Here is a 19,077-nt window from a genome sequence, read left to right as displayed (position 1 = left end):
CCCGCCAGGTCTTGAACTCCTCCGACTACCTTTCCCCGCCCTCCGTCGAAACGCTTTACGTCGACCACCACCCCTGGCTGCAAGGCTGGCTGCGCCGCCGCCTGGGCAACGCCGCCGACGCGGCCGACCTGGCCCAGGACGCGTTCCTGCGGCTGCTGGCATCGCCTCGGATCTTCGGCAGCCTGCCCGAAGCACGGGTCTATCTGCGCACGATGGCCGGCGGGCTGTGCGTCGACCTGTGGCGGCGGCGCCAGATCGAGCAGGCCTGGCTGGATACCCTGGCCGCGCTGCCGGAAGACCGGGCGCCATCGGCCGAGCATCAGGTGATGGTGCTGCAAACCCTGCAGGAGATGGACACGCTGCTGCGCAGCCTGCCGGCCAAGGCCGCGCAGGCCTTCGTGATGAGCGCCGGTTGCGGCATGTCCACCGTGGAAGTGGCGCAGGAACTGGGCGTATCCGACCGCATGGTGCGCAAGTACATCGCGCAGGCCATGCTGCACTGCCTGAAGACCGCGTGAGCGCCCAACACGACATTCCCGACGCCGTGCTGGCACAGGCCGCGGACTGGTTCGCACGGCTGTGCGCAGGCGACGCCACGGCACGCGAACGCCAGGCATGGCAAGCCTGGCGCGAGGCCTCCGACACGCACCGTCAGGCCTGGGCCCGGGTGGAAGCCATCAGCCAGCGCTTCGCGCCCTTGCAAGCCGTGCCCGACCCCCGCGCTGCCGCCACGGCCTATCGTTCGACGCTGGCTTCCCCCGGCAGGCGGCGTCTGGTGCTGAGCCTGGCCGCCTTGGCAGGCACCGGCCTGGCAGGCTGGATGGCGCGGGACTACGGCGTTTTTCCCACCGTCCTGTCGGCAAGCCTGGCCGATTACCGCACAGCCACGGGAGAGGTGCGCGAACTGCGGTTGCCGGACGGCACGCAGGTCTGGCTGGGCACCGCCAGCGCCTTCGACGCGGATTACACCGCCAGCCTGCGCAGGCTGCGGCAGTGGCGCGGCGAGATGCTGGTGGAGACCGCCGCCGACGCCGGCCGCCCCTTCGTGGTCGACACGCCGCAAGGCCGGCTGCGTGCGCTGGGCACGCGTTTCCTTACCCGGCTGGACGGCGACGACACCCGCATTGCCGTCTACGAAGGCGCGGTCGAGGCCACGGCGGCCAGCGGTCACGCCGTGATCATTCCCGCGGGCATGCAGGCACGCGTGTCCGCGCAGGGCGTGTCGGCGCTGACGCCCGCCGATCTTGCCGATGCCCAGGGGCCGCGCGGCCGCTATGTGGCCAGGAACGTGCCGCTGTCAGAGATGCTGCAAGCGCTGGGCCGCTATCGGCGGGGTTACCTGAGCGTGTCGCCGGAAATCGCTGACTTGCCTGTTTTCGGCAGCTTTCCCATGACGGAGCCCGACCGCGTGCTGGCCATGCTGGAGTCGGTCATGCCGATCCGGGTACAGCGCCCCTTCCCTGGCTGGACGCGCGTCATGCCGCGCTGATCCGCCGGCGAAAATATTCTCCCTGTCATGGTTCCGATTTTCCCGCCTGCTTCGATGAAGAGGTGAAAGGCCGCCACGCCGGCGCGCCCACAGCCCTGTTGCCATCGAGGAAGTGCTTCATGTCCACCCGCCCTGCCCATCCTGCCCGCCAGGCAGCCCAGCGCCGCACGCCACTGTCTGTTGCGCTGGGCAGCGCCGTGCTGGCCAGCCTGACCCTGCTTGCCGTGCCGCAAGGCGCGCAGGCGCAGACGCCGGCCGCCGCCCACGCCGACGGCGCCCGCCGCTATGACATTCCCCCTGGCCCGCTGGAAGACGTGCTGGCACGCTACGCCGCCGAGTCCGGCGTGCTGCTGGTCAGCCCGCCGGGGCTGGTGCAGCACCGCCGCAGCGGCGGCGTCAGCGGCACGTTGAACGATGCCGCGGCGCTGTCCGCCATTCTGGCCGGCACGGACCTGGAGGCGGTGCGCGACACCGGCGGCCAGTTCCGCCTGCGCGCCCGGCCCGCCGGCGCGTCCACGCTGGCTCCGGTCACCGTACTGGGCCGATCGCCCTCCACCACCGAAGGCTCGGGCTCGTACACGTCCAGCGCCGTCACCATCGGCAAGGGCGAACAATCGCTGCGCGAGATCCCGCAGGCCGTCACCGTCATCACCCGTCAGCGCATGGATGACCAGGACATCAGCGATATCCGCGAAGCCATGAACCAGGCGCCGGGCGTGTCCACGGTGTCCAACGAACCCGGCGGCCATTTCTATTCGCGCGGCTTCTTCATTCAAAGCTATCAGTTCGACGGCGTGCCGCTGGAGCGGCAGCTGTATGCACGCGGTTCGGCCTTCAACACCGACACCAGCATCTATGACCGCGTGGAACTGATGCGCGGCCCGCAAGGCCTGTTCGAGGGCGCCGGCGACCCATCGGGGTCGGTCAACCTGGTGCGCAAGCGCCCCACGCAGGAGCGCCAGCTGGTGCTGACCGGCAAGGCCGGTTCGTGGAACCGCGTGGGCGCGCAAGCCGACTACGGCGGCGCGCTGAACGACAGCGGCAGCGTGCGTGGCCGCGTGGTGGCCAACTACGACCGCAGCGATTCCTTCCGTGACTACCTGAACTCGCGCGAACGCACGCTGTACGGCGCCTTGGACATCGACCTTGGGCCCGCCACCACCCTGGGCCTGGGCTACAGCCGCGAGACGCCCTATGGCGGCATCGACTGGTCGGGCCTGCCCAACAACGGCGACGGCAGCATGCCGGTGTATGGCCGCGCCACCAACCTGAGCGCGCCCTGGAACTATGCAAAGAAGTCGCAGGAAAGCTGGTTCCTGGACCTGAGCCATCGCTTCGCCAACGGCTGGCGCTTCAAGACCTCGCTCGTGCGCGTCCATGAAGAGAACGAAATCCTCTATCTGCTGCGCACCGGCCGCCTGGGGCCGCCCAACACCATGCGCGGCGACGCCTATGCCTTCGACATGGTGTCGCGCAACGTGGGCGGCGATGCCTATCTGACCGGCAGCGAACAGCTGTTCGGCCGCAAGCTGGACCTGATCGTCGGAGCCAACTTCTCACGCCAGCGCAGCCATGATCTGTGGGGTTGGCAGCGCAACCTGGAAGCCCTGAACGGCAGCTACGACCAGCCTGTCACCGCAGCGCCCGTCGCGCTGGAAGACGTCATCGCGGCCAACCGCATGAACGACGGCTATCTGTCCGAGAAGAAAGGCATCTATGCCAATGCACGCTATCAGCTGACGGACTCGCTGTCGGCCGTGCTGGGCGGACGCTATTCGTGGTTCGAACAGACCTACTTCTCGGACGGCGTCTGGGGCTACTCGGAATCCACCGCCAAGGAAAATGGCGAATTCACGCCCTTCGCCGGCCTCATCCTGAAGCTGAACGGCCAGTGGTCCGCCTATGCGAACCATGCCGAGATCTTCCGCCCGCAAAGCCAGCGCGACGTCACCGGCCAATTCCTCAGCCCTGTCACGGGCCGCTCCTATGAACTCGGCCTGAAAGGCGAACTCTTCGACGGCCGCGCGGACGCCACCTTCGCCGTTTTCCGCACCGAGCAGAAGAAACTGGCCTTCGAGGAGGGCGGCATCGACCAGGACCTGGCTGACCGCAATTGCGGCGGCACCTGCTACCGTCCCTCGGCCAACGTGCTGAGCCAGGGCATCGAGGCGGAAATCAGCGGCGAGGTGCTGCGCGGCCTGCAGCTGGCGGCGTCCTATACGTATACGAAGACCCGCCACCGCGGCAGCGACGTGCCCTCGGTCGGCTACGACATCTCGTCCAACACCGGCATTCCCCGCCACCTGGCGAAGCTGTGGGCCAACTATGTGCTGCCTGGCGAATGGAATCGCGTCTCGGTCGGCGGCGGCATGACCGTCCAGAGCCGGTCTTCGGGTTTTGCCTATTACGGCCGCGAACAAGGCGGCTACACGGTGTGGGATGCACGCCTGGGCTACAGGCTGACGGACAGGCTGACTGCCGGCCTGAAGGTGGAGAACCTGACCGACAAGCGCTACTTCAGCTCGATCAGCTACGACCGCAATTTCTACGCCGCGCCAAGGAACGTCCTGCTGACGCTGCAGTACCGGATGTAGCAGCCGCCCGCGGCGGGCAGGCTAGTGTGCTGTCCTGCCGCTGCCCGGCGCTTTTTCCTTGTGCGCCGCGCGCCGCCGGCGCGACTCCATCGGGTCGAAATCCAGCGCCCGGTAGATCTCCACGCGATCATGGTCGGACAGCGCGGTGGAGGACTCGCAGCGCTTGCCATAGAGCCCGACACCGACACGCCAGGGATCCTGTCCGGGAAAATCCGCGTGCCAGCCGCTCGCGGCCAAGGCCTGGCCGACCGTGGCGCCCGCGGGCAACACGAGCTCGCGCTGCCACACCCTGTCGGTCAGCGGATCGCCCGGCGCATAGCTGACCGTGACGCGCAGCGTCTCAGCCGCCATAGACGTCTTGCGCGCGCTTGGTGAAGGAGTCGATGAAGCTGCTGGCGATGCGGTTGAACACCGGCCCCACCAGCGCCTCCAGCGTGCGGCTGGAGAAGGCGTATTCCAGCGTGAAGAGCACCTTGCAGGCGTCTTCGGCCAGCGGCTGGAACACCCAATTGCCGGTCAGCGCCGAGAACGGGCCGTCGACCAGGTTCAGGGTGATGCGGTTCGGGTAATCATGCACGTTGCGCGTGGTGAAACGCTGGCGCATGCCCGCGAAGGCGATGGTGATCGAGGCCTGCATGCCGGCGTCATCGCGCGACTGCACCTCGGCGCCGCCGCACCAGGGCATGAATTCAGGATACTTCTCCACGTCGGCCACCAGATCGAACATCTGGGCCGCGCTGTGGGGAACCAGGACGGAGCGCTCTACCTTGTGCATCGAAAATCGCAAATAGCTCTAGAATGAACGATTTTACCGGTACAACGGCGTCGGGCGCAGCGAAGTCCCTGCAGCGGACCTCCAAGGCCCCCCCCAAGGATGCTTTTCGCTCCACTGCCCCAGCCCCAAGAACATACACAATGAGCATCGCTGAAAATCGCAAGGCCTTTCACGACTACTTCGTGGAAGACCGCTTTGAAGCCGGCATCGTGCTGCAGGGCTGGGAGGTCAAGGCCATCCGCGACAAGCGCGTGCAGCTCAAGGAAAGCTACGTCATCGTGCGCGATGGCGAGATCTGGATCATGGGCATGCACGTGAGCCCCCTGCCCACGGCCTCCACGCACATCCATCCGGATGCCATGCGCACGCGCAAGCTGCTGCTGAAGGCCGAGGAAATCTCCAAGCTGATCGGCAAGGTCGAACAGCGCGGCTACACGCTGATCCCCATCAACCTGCACTACAAGAACGGCCGCATCAAGCTGGAGTTCGGCTTGGCGCGCGGCAAGAAGCAGCACGACAAGCGCGACTCCGAGCGCGAGAAGGACTGGCAGCGCGAACACGCGCGCATCATGAAGCACGACACGCGCCGCAAGGACTGAGCTGCGCGCTTAACCTGCGCATGACCTATTCCCTCGCCAGGGCGGATGCTGCCGCTCTCGCCACGGCGTGCGTCTGGAAATAGGCCGTCAGCAACGCCCCCAGCTGCGTCTCCAGCGTGGCCGCCACCTCCGGGGACATCAGCCCTTCCAGCAGAGCCCGCACGGACCCGACCAAGGTATTGAGCGCGACCTCGGCCGTCACTGCCGGATTCGCGACATGCACATCCGCCGCGCTGGCCAGCATCGTCGCAATCGAGACCACCATGCTGGCCTGTGCCTGGGCGATGAGTGCCGCGCCGCCTCGCTGCGCCGCCACCGCATAGAGCGCCTTCGATTCGTCCGGATTGTGCAGCTTGGCTGCCAGGAAGGCGCGCGTCAGCGCCACCGCCATCTGAGCGATCGGCTGGCCCTGCTGCGCGCGGCATGCCAGGTCGACGGCCGCGCTGACGCCGCTCAGCTTGCGTGCCAGGACCGCGGCGAGCAGCGCATCGCGGTTGGGGTAATACTGATACAGGCTGCCCACCGACGCGCCTGCGCGCGCGGCGATGCGCGTGGTCGTGCAGCGGGCCAGTCCTTGCTGGGTCAAAACCTGAATGGTTGCGGCATGCAGCGCCTCCACTGTCGTGGCTGAGCGGGCCTGGACCGGGAGTTTGCGCGGCTTGAGCGCTGGAGGGTCTTTGCGCATGGAATGCGAATTCAAAACGTGAATACTATTTCATATACTGATTCGCGTCGATTCCCTCTCCTGCCACCCGCACAAGGACACGCAATGACGCCATCCAAGCCAGCCGACACCTACCTCCTGGGCCACCGCCATGTCAGGCGCGTGGGCTATGGCGCCATGCAACTCGCCGGCCCGCACGTGTTCGGACCGCCCAAGGATCGCGAGGCGGCATTGGCGGTGCTGCGTGAAGCAGTGGCGCTGGGCGTCGACCATATCGACACCAGCGATTTCTATGGCCCGCACGTCACCAACCAGATCATCCGCGAGGCATTGCACCCCTACCGCGACGATCTCGTCATCGTGACCAAGGTCGGCGCCAAGCGCGGTCAGGATGCGTCATGGCTGCCTGCGTTTTCCGCCCAGGAACTGACGCAGGCGGTGCATGACAACCTGCGCAACCTGGGGCTGGACGTGCTGGAAGTGGTGAATCTGCGGATCATGTTCGACACGGCGGGCCCGGCCGAAGGCTCCATTGAAATGCCGCTGACCGTGCTGGCGGAACTGCAGCGCCAGGGCCTGATCCGCCACATCGGCCTGAGCAACGTCACCGCCACCCAAGTGGCCGAGGCGCGTCGCATCACCGCCATCCGCTGCGTGCAGAATCTCTACAACATCGTGCAACGCGCCGACGATGGGCTGATCGACACGCTGGCGCAGGCAGACATCGCCTATGTGCCGTTCTTCCCGCTGGGCGGTTTCTCGCCCCTGCAGTCCAGCACCTTGTCGGCGGTCGCGGCCCGGCTGTCGGTCTCGCCCAAGCAGGTCGCACTGGCATGGCTGCTGCACCGTTCGCCCAACATCCTGTTGATCCCCGGCACCTCGTCCGTCGCGCATTTGCGCGAAAACCTGTCCGTGGCCACGCTTGTGCTGCCGCCCGACGCGCTGGCGGAACTCGATGCCATGGCATGAACCGCGGCCCGGCCAGCAGGACGCGACCGATAGCAGGAAGGCTGGCCATCACGACAAAGGCGCCCCGGAGTTGCACTGACCCCGGGGCGCCTTTGTTCATGGCACGAGAAGGCGCCCTTGCGGCGCCCCCCCACCCTTACGGCTTGATCTGCGTGCCCTTGACCACGGCCAGCGCGGAGGCCACCAGGCCGCCCACATCGGACAGGTTCGACGGCAGGATGAGCGTGTTGCCTTCCTTGGCCACGTTGGCGAAGGCGTCCACGTATTGCTCGGCCACGCGCAGGTTCACGGCTTCCATGCCGCCGGGGCCGCTGACCGCGGCGCCCACCTGCTTGATGGCGGTGGCGGTGGCTTCGGCGATGGCCAGCACGGCAGCGGCCTCACCCTGGGCCTGGTTGATCTGGGCCTGCTTCTCGCCCTCGGAACGCGCGATGAAGGCTTCACGCTCGCCGGTGGCGATGTTGATCTGCTCCTGGCGGCGGCCTTCCGAGGCGGCGATCAACGCGCGCTTCTCGCGCTCGGCGGTGATCTGGGCCTGCATGGCGCGCAGGATCTCGTTGGGCGGCGTCAGGTCCTTGATTTCATAGCGCAGCACCTTCACGCCCCAGTTCAGCGCGGCTTCGTCCAGCGCCGACACGATGGTGCTGTTGATGAAGTCGCGCTCTTCGAAGGTGCGGTCCAGTTCCATCTTGCCGATGACGGAACGCAGCGTGGTCTGGGCCAGCTGGGTGATGGCGATGATGTAGTTCGACGAGCCGTAGGAGGCGCGCATCGGGTCGGTGACCTGGAAGTACAGCACGCCGTCGACCTGCAGCTGGGTGTTGTCGCGCGTGATGCAGACCTGGCTGGGGACGTCCAGCGGGATTTCCTTCAGCGAGTGCTTGTAGGACACGCGCTCGATGAAGGGAATGACGAAGCCAGCGCCGGGCGACAGCACGCGGTCGAACTTGCCCAGGCGCTCAACCACCCAGGCGTGCTGTTGCGGCACGATCGCGATGGCCTTGATGACCACCAGCAGTGCCAAGACAACCAGCACGATCAGAAAAATGGTGGAAGGGTTCATGCAACCAACTCCTTGAAGCAGAGACGGCCCGCGGCCGCCAGGATGGAAAGAATCGCCGTCACGCGCCCGATCCCGGCGCGGACGACGGCTGAAACATGCGACTCAGGGCGTGCCGGCGGACGCGGGCGTGACCGGCGCCAGCACCAGCCGGGCCCCTTGCAGGGCCACGATGCGGTGCGTGCCCGCTGCGGCGGCGGCACCGCCCTGCAGCGCGGCATCCCAATGGGCGCCGCGATACCAGACACGGGTCGTGCGATCGGCGGACCAGGCGTCCACCTCCACGACCTGGCCCACATCCAGGTTCACGTCGGCGTTGCGGCCCGCATCGACCTCGCGCTTCTTCAGCACGCCGGTGCGGCGCAGCACGAACAGGCCGGACAGCGCCACCAGCGCGCACACCAGCAGTTGCCAGCCGAAAGCCACGTCGGCCCAGGCCGCCAACCCCGCGCCCGCGAAACCCAGCGCCACCAGCAGGAGATAGAACGTGCCGCTGGCCACTTCCCCGATCAAGGCCAGGGCTGCCAGGCCGAACCAATACCACATGGATGCTTCCTTTTTGATTGTTCTGGGTTGGGAGGACTTGCACGCGCGATACGCGCGTAAGGCGCCATTATCGGCAATTTTTTGCCATGGCGCGCATTTTTGGTGCATGTGCGGCGCGTTCGCGCTCCCGCGGCGGCATATGGGTATGGCGCGAATGTCTGGGCGCCAGGCACGCCGCCGCCACATAATACGTACGAACGAACTTATTTATTCCTGCCCATCCAGCCCAAGCCATCACCCTCCCTGCCCCGCCCATGCGCCCACTCAGCCCCATTCCCCGACGCCTCGCCCGTCGCCTGACGCACCTGGCCGGCCTTGCGCTGGCGTCGCTCCTTGCCGCGTCCGCCGCCGCGCAGGCCGCCGCAACCCCCCTGGTGCCCTTGACGGTCGGCCTTTCCGTCAGGCCCAGCGTCGCCGACGGGGGCGTATGGCTGCTCGCGCAGGAACTGGGCCTGTGGACGGCCGCGGGCCTGCAGGTCCGCACGGTGGAATTCGAGGGCGCCGGCCTGCTCGTGCCCCAGGTGGCCGCCGGGAAGATCGACATCGGCCTGCCCAGCCCCGAGACGATCCTGTCGGCCACGGCCGCGGGGCAATCGGGCCTGGGCCTCACGTTCTTCTACAACGCCGTGCCCGCCAACGCGATGGAGTTCGCCGTCCTGGCCGATTCCCCCATCCATCAGGTGTCAGACCTGAAAGGCCGGAAAATCGGCGTGGGTGCGCTGACCTGGGGCAACATCCCCAGCACGCGCGCCATCCTGCGCGACGCCGGCGTGGCCGCCGGCAACTATGCCATCGTGCCGGTAGGCGTGCTGGGCGCGGGCTTCCACGCCCTCACCAGCGGCCGCATCGACGCGCTGAACTACAACGCGGGCTGGCACGACATCCTGGAGCTGTCCGGCACGCCGTTGCGCCGCATCCGCATGCCCGGCGTCTTCGGCGAGATGTCGGTCAATGCCTTCGTCACGCGCAGCGACGCCCTGGCGCGCGACCCGGACCGCTATGCCCGCTTCGGCCAAGCCTACACCCAGGCCTTGCTGGCTTGCCAGGCCGATATCGAACGTTGCGTGACCCTGTATTGGCAAGCCAACCCGCAGGCACGGCCTGCCGCCGGCGCCAACGCGGACAAGGCGCTGGCCGATGCCAAGGAGGTCGTGCGCCGCCGCCTGCAGCGCATCCTACTGCATCCGGACGGCAGCCCGCGCGAGCCCGGGCGCTTCGATGTGGCCGTCATCCGGCAGTATGTCCAGCGCATGGCCGAAGCAGGAGAGTTCGCGTCCGCGGACGTGCCTGTCGAGACGCTGTTCAGCAATGCGCTGGTGCCCGCGTTCTCGCGTCCCCTCGTGCGGCTTCCGGGCCCGAGGGCGCAGGCAAGGCCCTAGCAGCGCTGGAGGGGGGCGGCATGTCAGTGACATGCCACACAAGTGGATTATCATGGTCGGCAGTCTCGCCCTTTTCCGCCCTCACCTGTGTCAGTCCGCCACACGATGCCCGCCTCTTCGTCCTTCCTGCCCGTCCTGATCCTGCACACTGGCGATCCGCACGCCGACATCCTTGCCAGCCTTGGCAGCTACGCGCAGATGCTGCGCCGCGCCGCGGGCCTGGCGCCGACTTCCGTGGAAATCGTGCGCGTGTTCGAGGACGGCGCGCCGCGCGCGCCGCAGGCCTACAGCGCCGTGCTGGTCACCGGCTCGCCCGAGAATGTCACCGACGGCGCCGAATGGGGCGAGCGCACCGCGCAATGGCTGCGCGAAGCCGCCCAGGCCGGCCTGCCCATCTTCGGCATCTGCTATGGCCACCAGTTGCTCGCGCACGCGCTGGGCGGACGGGTGGACTTCAACCCCGCCGGCCGCGAAACCGGCACGCACGACATCGAACTGCTGCCCGCCGGCCTGAATGATCCGCTGCTGGATGGCCTGCCCACCACCTTCCCGGCGCAGATGCAGCACATGCAGACCATCGTCACCCTGCCCCCTGGCGCCGTCTCGCTGGCCCGTTCCGGCAAGGACGACAACCAGCTCGTGCGCATGGGCGATCGCATCCTCTCCTCCCAGTTCCATCCCGAGTTCGAACAGGACGTGCCGCGCGCCGACATCGCCCGCCGCGGCGCGGATTATGCGGGCGAAGGCCTGGACGTGCCCGAGCTGGTCTCGAACATCCGCCCCACCCCCGAAGCCGCCAGCCTGGTGCGCCGTTTCCTGGCGCTTTACGCGCCCCAGGTGCCGCTGATGCCCGATCCCCGCGAGGATCTGCAGCCGCTGGCCGCCTGATGGCCGTGTCGGCCCGGGGCGCGGCATGACAGAATGTCCGTCCCTCCCCACCGGCCGGACACCATGCTGATCCTGCTCGACCAAGACGGCGTGCTCGCCGATTTCGAACACGCCTTTCTCGACGCCTGGCGCGCGCGCCACCCCGACATCGCGCCGGTCGAATACGAAGACCGCAAATCCTTCCACCTCCTGGAAGACTATCCGGAAGCCCTGCGGGCGAAAGCCGAAGCGATCTACACCGCACCCGGCTTCATCCGCACGCTGCCGCCCGTGCCTGGCGCCATCGAGGCCGTGCGCGAATTGCTTGCCCTGGGGCTGGACGTGCGCATCTGCAGTTCGCCGCTGCGCCAGTACGACCATTGCGTGCTGGAAAAATACCAGTGGATCGAGCATCACCTGGGCCGTGACGCCACCGAACGCCTGATCCTGACGCGCGACAAGACACTGGTCCAGGGCGACCTGCTGATCGACGACCGTCCCGGCATCACCGGCGCCGCGCGCCCGCGCTGGCAGCACATCCTCTACGACGCTCCCTACAACCGCCAGGAAACCGGCCGCCAGCGCCTCACCTGGCAGAACTGGCGCAACGTCCTGGCAGGCGCGCTGTACCACTCGGACACCTGACTCCGAACGCAAAAAGGACCGCCGCAGCGGTCCTTTTTCATTGGCGTGGCAAGATCACTGATCCCGGCAGGCCGACTACCTGCTCATCCGGGGCGCCGAGGAGCCGGCTTCGCCGGTCCCCCGGCGCCGCCACCTTGAGGGGGAAGCGCGCAGCGCTTCGGGGAGTGGGTCTACTGGGCCAGTTTCTGCCAGGTGTCGACCACCGTATCCGGGTTCAGCGACATGGACAGGATGCCTTCGTCCTTCAGCCACTGCGCCAGGTCCGGATGGTCGCTGGGGCCCTGGCCGCAGATACCGACGTACTTGTTGGCCTTCAGGCAAGCCTGGATGGCACGGCGCAGCATGAACTGCACGGCACCGTCGCGCTCGTCGAAGTCGGCGGCCAGCAGCTCCATGCCCGAGTCGCGGTCCAGGCCCAGCGTGAGCTGGGTCATGTCGTTCGACCCGATGGAGAAGCCGTCGAAGTGCTCCAGGAACTCATCGGCCAGGATGGCGTTCGAGGGCACTTCGCACATCATGATGACGCGCAGGCCGTTGTCGCCGCGGGCCAGGCCGTTCTTGGCCAGCAGGTCCACCACGCGCTTGGCCTGGTTCACGGTGCGCACGAAGGGCACCATGATCTCGACGTTGGTCAGGCCCATGTCGTTGCGCACGCGCTTGAGCGCCTCGCACTCCATGCGGAAGCACTCTTCGAAATCATCGGCCACGTAGCGCGACGCGCCGCGGAAGCCCAGCATGGGGTTCTCTTCCTCGGGCTCGTAGCGCGAACCGCCGACCAGCTTGCGGTACTCGTTCGACTTGAAGTCGGACAGGCGCACGATGACGGGCTTGGGCCAGAACGCGGCGCCGATGGTGGCGATGCCTTCGGCCAGCTTCTCGACGAAGAAGGCGCGCGGGCTGGCGTAGCCGCGGGCAGCCGATTCCACGGCCTTCTTCAACTCGCCGTCGACGTTCGGATAGTCCAGCACCGCCTTGGGGTGGATGCCAATGTTGTTGTTGATGATGAATTCCAGGCGGGCCAGGCCCACGCCGGCGTTCGGGATCTGCGAGAAATCGAAGGCCAGTTGCGGGTTGCCGACGTTCATCATGATCTTGACTTCGATCGGGGGCATTTCGCCGCGGCGCACTTCCTCGACTTCGGTCTCGATCAGGCCGTCATAGATGCGGCCTTCGTCGCCTTCGGCGCACGACACGGTCACCGGCTGGCCTTCCTTCAGCACGTCGGTGGCGTTGGCGCAGCCCACGACGGCGGGGATGCCGAGTTCACGCGCGATGATGGCCGCGTGGCAGGTGCGGCCGCCACGGTTGGTGACGATGGCCGAGGCGCGCTTCATGACGGGTTCCCAGTTGGGGTCGGTCATGTCGGTGACCAGCACGTCGCCCGGCTGGACCTTGTCCATTTCCGAGATGTCGCCCACGACGCGCACGGGACCCTGGCCGATCTTCTGGCCGATGGCGCGGCCGGTCACCAGGACCTCGCCGGTGGCCTTCAGGCGATAGCGCAGTTGCACGTCGGTGTCCGACTGCTGCGACTTCACCGTTTCAGGACGCGCCTGCAGGATGTACAGCTTGCCATCCACGCCGTCGCGGCCCCACTCGATGTCCATGGGGCGGCCATAGTGCTTCTCGATGGTCACGGCATAGCGCGACAGCTCGATGACCTCTTCGTCGGTCAGCGAGTAGCGGTTGCGCTCGGACACCGGCACGTCGACGGTGCGCACGGCACGGCCTTCGGTGCGCTCGGCATCGAATTCCATCTTGATGAGCTTCGAGCCGATGCGGCGGCTGACGATGGGGTACTGGCCCTGTTCGAGGGTGGGCTTGAAGACGTAGAACTCGTCGGGATTGACGGCGCCCTGCACCACCGTTTCGCCCAGGCCGTAGGACGAGGTGATGAACACGACATCGGAGAAGCCCGACTCGGTGTCCAGCGTGAACATGACGCCGGCGCTGCCCTTGTCCGAGCGCACCATGCGCTGGATGCCGGCCGACAGGGCCACTTCGGCGTGGGCATAGCCCTTGTGCACGCGATACGAGATGGCGCGGTCGTTGTACAGCGACGCGAACACGTGGCGGATCTTGTCCAGCACGTCGTCGATGCCGACCACGTTCAGGAAGGTTTCCTGCTGGCCGGCGAACGAGGCGTCGGGCAGGTCTTCGGCGGTGGCGGACGAGCGCACGGCGAACGAACCCTTGCCGTCGGCGTCGAGCGCGGCGAAGGACTCACGGATCTGCTTTTCGAATTCGGCCGAGAACGGGGCCTCGACCAGCCACTGGCGGATCTCGGCGCCGGCCGTGGCCAGCTCGCGGACGTCTTCGGGGTTCAGGGTCTTCAGACGCTCGGCGATGCGCGCGTCCAGGCCCGAATCCTTCAGGAAGTCACGGAAGGCTTGCGCGGTCGTGGCAAAGCCGCCGGGCACGCGCACATCCGCGCTGGCCAGCTGGCTGATCATTTCACCTAGCGATGCGTTTTTACCTCCTACCGAGTCCACATCCGTCATGCGGAGCTGCTCGAACGGAACGACGTAAGACATGAAGTCACCTTTACAATGAGAGAAAGCGAGTTTGGGCAGCAGGGTTTCGCCTTGCGTGGCAAGGTGTACGATGCTGGCCAAACCGGCCTTGGGACGCCCGTGGGGTGACTTTCGGGGTCAGATTGTACCGCCGCCTCCTCCCCCTTCAAAACTGTTACACATGCCCGCTTCGAACTCGTCCCGCACAGTTTTCATCGTCTCCGATGGTACCGGCATCACGGCCGAGACCTTCAGCAACTCCGTCCTGTCACAGTTCGAGCAGGTGCAGTTCGCGCACGTGCGGCTGCCGTTCATCGATACGCTGGAAAAAGCCGCTCAGGCAGCCGAGCGCATCGACCGCGCCGCCACCGAGCAAGGCCAGCCGCCCATCGTCTTCAGCACGCTGGTGAACCAGGAAATCCTGATGCGCGTGCGCCAGGCCAACTGCACCTTCCTGGACCTGTTCGGCACCTTCGTGGTTCCCCTGGAACAGGCGCTGGGCGTGAAATCCAGCCACTCCATCGGCCGCTCGCACACGGGCGCCACCTCCGAGCAGTACCGCAACCGGATCGAAGCCATCAACTTCAGCCTGTCGCACGACGACGGCCAGTTCATCACCGACCTGGCCCAGGCGGACGTGATCCTGGTCGGCGTGTCCCGTTGCGGCAAGACGCCCACCAGCCTCTACCTGGCCATGCAATACGCCATCAAGGCCGCGAACTTCCCGCTGATTCCCGACGATTTCGAGCGCGGCACGCTGCCCAAGACGGTCATGCCCTACCGCAACAAGCTGTTCGGCCTGTCCATCCTGCCCGAGCGCCTGCACGAAGTGCGCAACGAGCGCCGTCCGGACAGCGTCTACGCCTCGCTGAAGCAATGCCGCTATGAAGTCGCCGAGGCCGAGCGCCTGATGCGCCGCGAGGGCATCTCGTGGCTGTCGACCACGACCAAGTCCATCGAGGAAATTTCCACCACCGTGCTGCAGGAAGTAGGGCTGGAGCGCCGCTCCTACTGAGCAGCGGGGGCCACGGCGGGCGCCGAGCCCTGGCGGTGGCGCCGGCGCTGCTCGAAAAGGCAGATGGCGGCAGCTGCCGCCACGTTCAGGGACTCGACCGCCTGCGCGTCGTGCGCGATGCGGATACGGCGGTCGGCCACGGCTTGCAAGGCAGGCGCCACGCCCTGCCCTTCATGGCCGAACACCCACGCACACGCGGCGGGCAACTCAGCGTCATACAGGTCCTCGGCCGCTTCCAGCGTGCTTACCACCAGCGGCACGTCCAGCTGCGTCCGGGCCGCCAGCAAGTCCACCTGCTCATGGATGGCCAGCGCGACATGCGCGCCCTGGGCGCTGCGCAACACCTTCGGCGACCAGGCAGCCGCGCAACCCGCGGAAAGCAGCACGCGCCGGATGCCGGCGGCGGCTGCCGTGCGCAGCAGCGTACCCACGTTGCCGGGGTCCTGCACCCGATCCAGCCAGAGGCTGGCGTCGGCCAGGCGTGCCGGCAAGGCGGGCGCGGGAGGCTGCACCACGAAAAGCACACCCTGCCCCGTTTCCACGCTTTCCAGGCCCGCCAGGAGACGCGGCGCCAGCGCCACGGCCTGTGCCGCCGGCACCCGGGCCGCCAGGGCGGCCAGCGCCGGTTGCGCCAGCCTGTCGGCGTCGAAGATGGCCTGCACCACCGGCAGCCCGCGATCCAGCCAGGCTTGGCACAGATGCACGCCTTCCAGCAACGTGGCCTCGCCCCGCCGCCCGGCGTGCCCCGCAAGCGCGCGCAGGGTCTTGTAGCGGGGGTTTTCGCGGGAACTGAGGGCCTTCACGCTGTCGCGCCCTGCACCGCGATGGCCTGCGCCAAACCGGGCGGCTGCCAGTCGCGCACCGGCGCGAAGCTCGTGCGATGCTCGGCGCACGGACCGTGCTCGCGCAGGCGAGCCAGGTGCAGCGCCGTGCCGTAGCCCTTGTGCTGGTCGAAGGCGTATTCGGGATACAAGGCGTGCAGGCGCAGCAACTCGGCATCGCGCGCCGTCTTGGCCAGGATGGAGGCCGCCGAAATGCAGGCTTCGGTCGCGTCGCCCTTGACGATGGTGCGCACGGCGCACGCCAGCCTGGGCGCCCGATTGCCGTCCACCAGCGCCAGCTCGGGCGCCGTGGACAGGGCCTGGACGGCCCGCTGCATGGCCAGCATGGTGGCCTGCAGGATGTTCAGGGTGTCGATTTCCTGGACGCTGGCGGTTGCCACGGCCCAGGCCAGCGCCCGCTCCCGGATCAGCGCCGCCAGCGCCTCGCGGCGCGCCATCGTCAGCGTCTTGGAGTCGGCCAGGCCCGCAATGGGACGGGCCGGATCCAGGATGACCGCGCCCGCGTAGACAGCGCCCGCAAGCGGGCCGCGGCCCGCCTCGTCGACGCCCGCAATGATCGAGATGAGCGGAGCCGCGAACAGCTCGGACTGGCCGGCATCGGCCTGGGCCGCCGCGGCCGCCCGCCTGCGCGCCCCGCTCATCGCGCCGCCTCCAGGATGGCCTTGGCGGCCAGGGCCGGCGTGTCGCGCCGCAGGGTGTCGTGCATGTCGGTGAAGCGCTGCTCGACGCGCTGGGCATGGGCGTCGTCGGTCAGCGCCGTCCAGATGGCTTCGGCCAGCTTGTCGGGCGTCGCGTCGTCCTGCAGCAGCTCGGGCACGACGAAGTCGCGCGCCAGCACGTTGGGCAGGCCCACCCAAGGCAGATAAGGCCGCTCCTGTCCGGATTTCCAGGACATGATGCGGCGCATCCAGGGCGACAGGTAGTACGAGATGACCATGGGCCGCTTGAAGAGCGCGGCCTCCAGGGTGGCCGTGCCGCTGGCCACCAGGACCGCGTCGCTGGCCTCCATGACACGCCAGGCCACCGGCATGCTTGAATCGCCCTCCTGCGCGGACACGCAGCGCAGGCCCGGCACCGGATACCGCGCCAGGATGGCCTCGAACTCGGCGCGGCGTTGCGCGTTGACCATCGGCACCACGCACTGCAGGCCCGGGTCTCGCGCCAGCAATTGCTGGGCCGCCTGCAGGAAGCGCGGCGCCAGGATGTCGATCTCGGAGCGGCGGCTGCCCGGCAGGAGGGCCAGCACCCGCGCCGACGCATCCAGCCCCAGGCTGGCGCGCGCCGCCGCACGGTCAGGCTTCATGGGAATCGTATCGGCCAGCGGATGGCCGACATAGGTGACCGGCACGCCTTCCTTGCGGTAGATCTCCTCCTCGAAGGGAAAGAGCACCAGCATGTGCGAGACGGCCTCGCGGATCTTCTTGATGCGCTCGTAGCGCCAGGCCCAGATCGAGGGGCCGACGAAGTGCACCGTGGGGATGCCCGCGGGCCGCAACTGCGCTTCGAGCCTCAGGTTGAAATCAGGGGCGTCGATGCCGACGAAGACCTGCGGCTTTTCGGCCAGCCAGCGGCGCTTGACGTTGCCATAAGTGGACAGCAGGCTAGGCAGCCGCTTCAGGGCGTCGACATAGCCGAACACCGTCAGCGCATGCATGTCATGCCAGGTCTCGAAGCCTTCGCCCTGCATGCGGGGCCCGCCGATGCCCGCGCAGCGCAGGTCGCCGCCGGCGCCTTGGCGCAAACCCGCGATGATGCGCGAGGCCAGCAGGTCGCCCGAAGGTTCGCCTGCGATCATTCCGACATTCAGGGTCACAAGACGCTCACTAAACCGCCGCCGTGACCGGCACGGCGGCATTCGCGTTGAGACGGCCCGGCACGCTTACGCCCGGACGATGCCGCGCGTCGACGAACCGAGGAAATCGATGGTGACGCCGATGGCCGCGCCGATCTGCGGATCGGTGCTGCCCAGCGCCAGCATTTCAGCACGGGCCTCGTCGAGGGACAGGCCGCGGCGGTACAGAATCTTGTACGACTCGCGCAAGGCCGAAATCACCTCGGGGGTGAAACCGCGGCGCTTCAGGCCTTCGGTGTTCACGCCATGCGGCTTGCTGGGGTTGCCCGCGCACAGCACGTAAGGCGGAATGTCCTGCACGATGGAGCTGCTGCCGCCGATCATGCAATGCGCGCCGATCTTGCAGAACTGGTGCACCCCGGTCAGGCCGCCCACGATGGCCCAGTCGTTCACGTGCACATGGCCGCCCAGCTGCACGCCGTTGGCGATGATGGTGCGATCGCCCACATGGCAGTCATGCGCCACGTGCACATAGGCCATGATCCAGTTGTCGCTGCCCACCGTGGTGACGCCGCCATCCTGCACCGTGCCGGTGTTGAACGTGACGTACTCGCGCACCGTGTTTCGATCGCCCACCACCAGCCGCGTCGGCTCGTCCGCGTACTTCTTGTCCTGCGGCATGCCGCCGATGGAGCAATAGCGGTAGAAACGGTTGTCGCGCCCGATCTCGGTGTGGCCGTCGATGGTGCAGTGCGGTCCCAGCTCCGTGCCGGCGCCGATGCGCACATTCGGCCCGACGATGCAGAACGGGCCGATGACGGCCGTGTCGTCGATCTCGGCGCGCGGGTCGACCAGCGCGGTGGGATGGATATTCGGCATCAGGATTCCAGGCTGCGTATCGCACACATGATATCCGCCTCGGCCGCGACCTGTCCGTCCACCAGCGCGCGGCCGGAGTACTTGCAGATCGAACGGCTCAGGCGCAGCGCGGTCACTTCCAGGCGCAGCTGGTCACCCGGCACGACCGGACGACGGAAGCGCGCATTGTCCACGCCAACGAGGTAATAGGCGGTGTCGGTGTGGCCAGCGCCATCGGTCGGGTCGGCGAACGAGAAGAGCGCGGCGGCCTGCGCCAGCGCCTCGATGATCAGCACGCCCGGCATCACCGGGTGATGCGGAAAGTGGCCCGTGAAGAACGGCTCGTTGATCGTGACGTTCTTGATCGCCACGATCGACTTGCCCTGCTCCATCTCGAGCACGCGGTCGATCAGCAGCATCGGGTAGCGGTGCGGCAGACGGTCCAGAATGCCCTTGATATCGAGTTCCAT

Annotated in this window: 20 protein-coding genes; 9 read left to right on the top strand and 11 right to left on the bottom strand. The window is 67.4% G+C overall.

Annotated elements, in window-relative coordinates:
• Positions 1-11 precede the first annotated feature (11 nt).
• The 3 genes from ODI_RS11220 to ODI_RS11210 all read left to right on the top strand — a co-directional run bounded on the left by ODI_RS11220 (position 12) and on the right by ODI_RS11210 (position 4,083).
• Positions 12-518 (top strand): sigma-70 family RNA polymerase sigma factor, encoded by a 507-nt coding sequence (locus tag ODI_RS11220; protein WP_067749429.1) that lies wholly within the window; start codon positions 12-14, stop codon positions 516-518.
• The gene (locus tag ODI_RS11215) at positions 515-1,489 is read left to right on the top strand and encodes a FecR domain-containing protein (protein ID WP_173719655.1); all 975 of its coding nucleotides are present in this window, start codon (positions 515-517) and stop codon (positions 1,487-1,489) included. Before ODI_RS11220 ends, ODI_RS11215 begins: the two co-directional genes overlap by 4 nt.
• Positions 1,490-1,608: 119 nt before the next feature.
• The gene (locus ODI_RS11210; protein WP_067749433.1) at positions 1,609-4,083 is read left to right on the top strand and encodes a TonB-dependent siderophore receptor; all 2,475 of its coding nucleotides are present in this window, start codon (positions 1,609-1,611) and stop codon (positions 4,081-4,083) included.
• Positions 4,084-4,104: 21 nt separating this feature from the next.
• Here the strand turns inward: ODI_RS11210 and ODI_RS11205 are convergent, their stop codons facing one another.
• On the bottom strand, positions 4,105-4,434 hold the full coding sequence (locus ODI_RS11205) for an RnfH family protein (protein ID WP_067749435.1): 330 nt from the start codon (positions 4,432-4,434) through the stop codon (positions 4,105-4,107).
• Positions 4,424-4,858 carry a type II toxin-antitoxin system RatA family toxin gene (locus ODI_RS11200; RefSeq protein WP_067749437.1) on the bottom strand — a complete coding sequence of 145 codons (435 nt, stop codon included), beginning with the start codon at positions 4,856-4,858 and terminating at the stop codon, positions 4,424-4,426. The genes ODI_RS11205 and ODI_RS11200 overlap by 11 nt, the downstream gene beginning before the upstream one ends.
• Before the next feature lie 140 nt (positions 4,859-4,998).
• Here ODI_RS11200 and smpB point away from each other — a divergent pair, with 140 nt between their 5' ends.
• A complete protein-coding gene (smpB, locus tag ODI_RS11195; protein ID WP_067749439.1) occupies positions 4,999-5,457 on the top strand; it encodes an SsrA-binding protein SmpB in 459 nt (152 codons plus the stop codon).
• A 25-nt stretch (positions 5,458-5,482) separates the two neighbouring features.
• Here the strand turns inward: smpB and ODI_RS11190 are convergent, their stop codons facing one another.
• On the bottom strand, positions 5,483-6,043 hold the full coding sequence (locus ODI_RS11190) for a TetR/AcrR family transcriptional regulator (RefSeq protein ID WP_197707144.1): 561 nt from the start codon (positions 6,041-6,043) through the stop codon (positions 5,483-5,485).
• Positions 6,044-6,226: 183 nt separating this feature from the next.
• Here ODI_RS11190 and ODI_RS11185 point away from each other — a divergent pair, with 183 nt between their 5' ends.
• On the top strand, positions 6,227-7,090 hold the full coding sequence (locus tag ODI_RS11185; protein ID WP_067749444.1) for an aldo/keto reductase family oxidoreductase: 864 nt from the start codon (positions 6,227-6,229) through the stop codon (positions 7,088-7,090).
• Between the two features lie 136 nt (positions 7,091-7,226).
• Here ODI_RS11185 and ODI_RS11180 read toward each other — a convergent pair whose 3' ends face one another.
• A complete protein-coding gene (locus ODI_RS11180) occupies positions 7,227-8,153 on the bottom strand; it encodes an SPFH domain-containing protein (RefSeq protein ID WP_067749446.1) in 927 nt (308 codons plus the stop codon).
• 102 nt (positions 8,154-8,255) lie between these two features.
• The gene (locus ODI_RS11175) at positions 8,256-8,696 is read right to left on the bottom strand and encodes an NfeD family protein (RefSeq protein WP_067749448.1); all 441 of its coding nucleotides are present in this window, start codon (positions 8,694-8,696) and stop codon (positions 8,256-8,258) included.
• A 254-nt stretch (positions 8,697-8,950) separates the two neighbouring features.
• Here ODI_RS11175 and ODI_RS11170 point away from each other — a divergent pair, with 254 nt between their 5' ends.
• The 3 genes from ODI_RS11170 (at position 8,951) to ODI_RS11160 (ending at position 11,587) form a co-directional block, all read left to right on the top strand.
• Positions 8,951-10,075, top strand: coding sequence for an ABC transporter substrate-binding protein (locus ODI_RS11170; protein WP_082985127.1), 1,125 nt, complete (start codon positions 8,951-8,953; stop codon positions 10,073-10,075).
• Between the two features lie 105 nt (positions 10,076-10,180).
• Positions 10,181-10,963 (top strand): glutamine amidotransferase, encoded by a 783-nt coding sequence (locus tag ODI_RS11165; RefSeq protein ID WP_067749450.1) that lies wholly within the window; start codon positions 10,181-10,183, stop codon positions 10,961-10,963.
• A gap of 63 nt (positions 10,964-11,026) precedes the next feature.
• Positions 11,027-11,587, top strand: a complete 561-nt coding sequence (locus ODI_RS11160) for a 5'-3'-deoxyribonucleotidase (RefSeq protein ID WP_067749451.1) — start codon at positions 11,027-11,029, stop codon at positions 11,585-11,587.
• A gap of 170 nt (positions 11,588-11,757) precedes the next feature.
• On the opposite strand, the gene ppsA is transcribed toward ODI_RS11160, so the two are convergent.
• Positions 11,758-14,121, bottom strand: a complete 2,364-nt coding sequence (gene ppsA / locus ODI_RS11155; RefSeq protein WP_067749452.1) for a phosphoenolpyruvate synthase — start codon at positions 14,119-14,121, stop codon at positions 11,758-11,760.
• 160 nt (positions 14,122-14,281) lie between these two features.
• On the opposite strand from ppsA, the gene ppsR reads away from it, so the two are divergent.
• The gene (gene ppsR, locus ODI_RS11150) at positions 14,282-15,115 is read left to right on the top strand and encodes a posphoenolpyruvate synthetase regulatory kinase/phosphorylase PpsR (RefSeq protein WP_067749455.1); all 834 of its coding nucleotides are present in this window, start codon (positions 14,282-14,284) and stop codon (positions 15,113-15,115) included.
• Here ppsR and ODI_RS11145 read toward each other — a convergent pair.
• The 5 genes from ODI_RS11145 to fabZ all read right to left on the bottom strand — a co-directional run bounded on the left by ODI_RS11145 (position 15,109) and on the right by fabZ (position 19,077).
• Positions 15,109-15,918: a TrmH family RNA methyltransferase gene (locus ODI_RS11145; protein WP_067749457.1), complete on the bottom strand. Its 810-nt coding sequence runs from the start codon at positions 15,916-15,918 to the stop codon at positions 15,109-15,111. The genes ppsR and ODI_RS11145 overlap by 7 nt on opposite strands.
• Complete coding sequence (rnhB, locus tag ODI_RS11140) at positions 15,915-16,598, bottom strand: ribonuclease HII (protein WP_067749459.1); 684 nt, start codon at positions 16,596-16,598, stop codon at positions 15,915-15,917. The genes ODI_RS11145 and rnhB overlap by 4 nt, the downstream gene beginning before the upstream one ends.
• Complete coding sequence (gene lpxB, locus ODI_RS11135; RefSeq protein WP_067749461.1) at positions 16,595-17,770, bottom strand: lipid-A-disaccharide synthase; 1,176 nt, start codon at positions 17,768-17,770, stop codon at positions 16,595-16,597. The genes rnhB and lpxB overlap by 4 nt, the downstream gene beginning before the upstream one ends.
• 66 nt (positions 17,771-17,836) lie before the next feature.
• Complete coding sequence (lpxA, locus tag ODI_RS11130; RefSeq protein ID WP_098021004.1) at positions 17,837-18,631, bottom strand: acyl-ACP--UDP-N-acetylglucosamine O-acyltransferase; 795 nt, start codon at positions 18,629-18,631, stop codon at positions 17,837-17,839.
• Entirely contained in the window at positions 18,628-19,077 is a 450-nt protein-coding gene (gene fabZ, locus ODI_RS11125) for a 3-hydroxyacyl-ACP dehydratase FabZ (RefSeq protein WP_067749466.1), read from the bottom strand. The genes lpxA and fabZ overlap by 4 nt, the downstream gene beginning before the upstream one ends.

The organism is Orrella dioscoreae (genome assembly GCF_900089455.2).
Classification (GTDB): Bacteria; Pseudomonadota; Gammaproteobacteria; order Burkholderiales; family Burkholderiaceae_B; genus Orrella; species Orrella dioscoreae.
The sequence above is the reverse complement of the archived record's forward strand: the minus strand, read 5'-3'. Positions and strand labels throughout refer to the sequence as shown.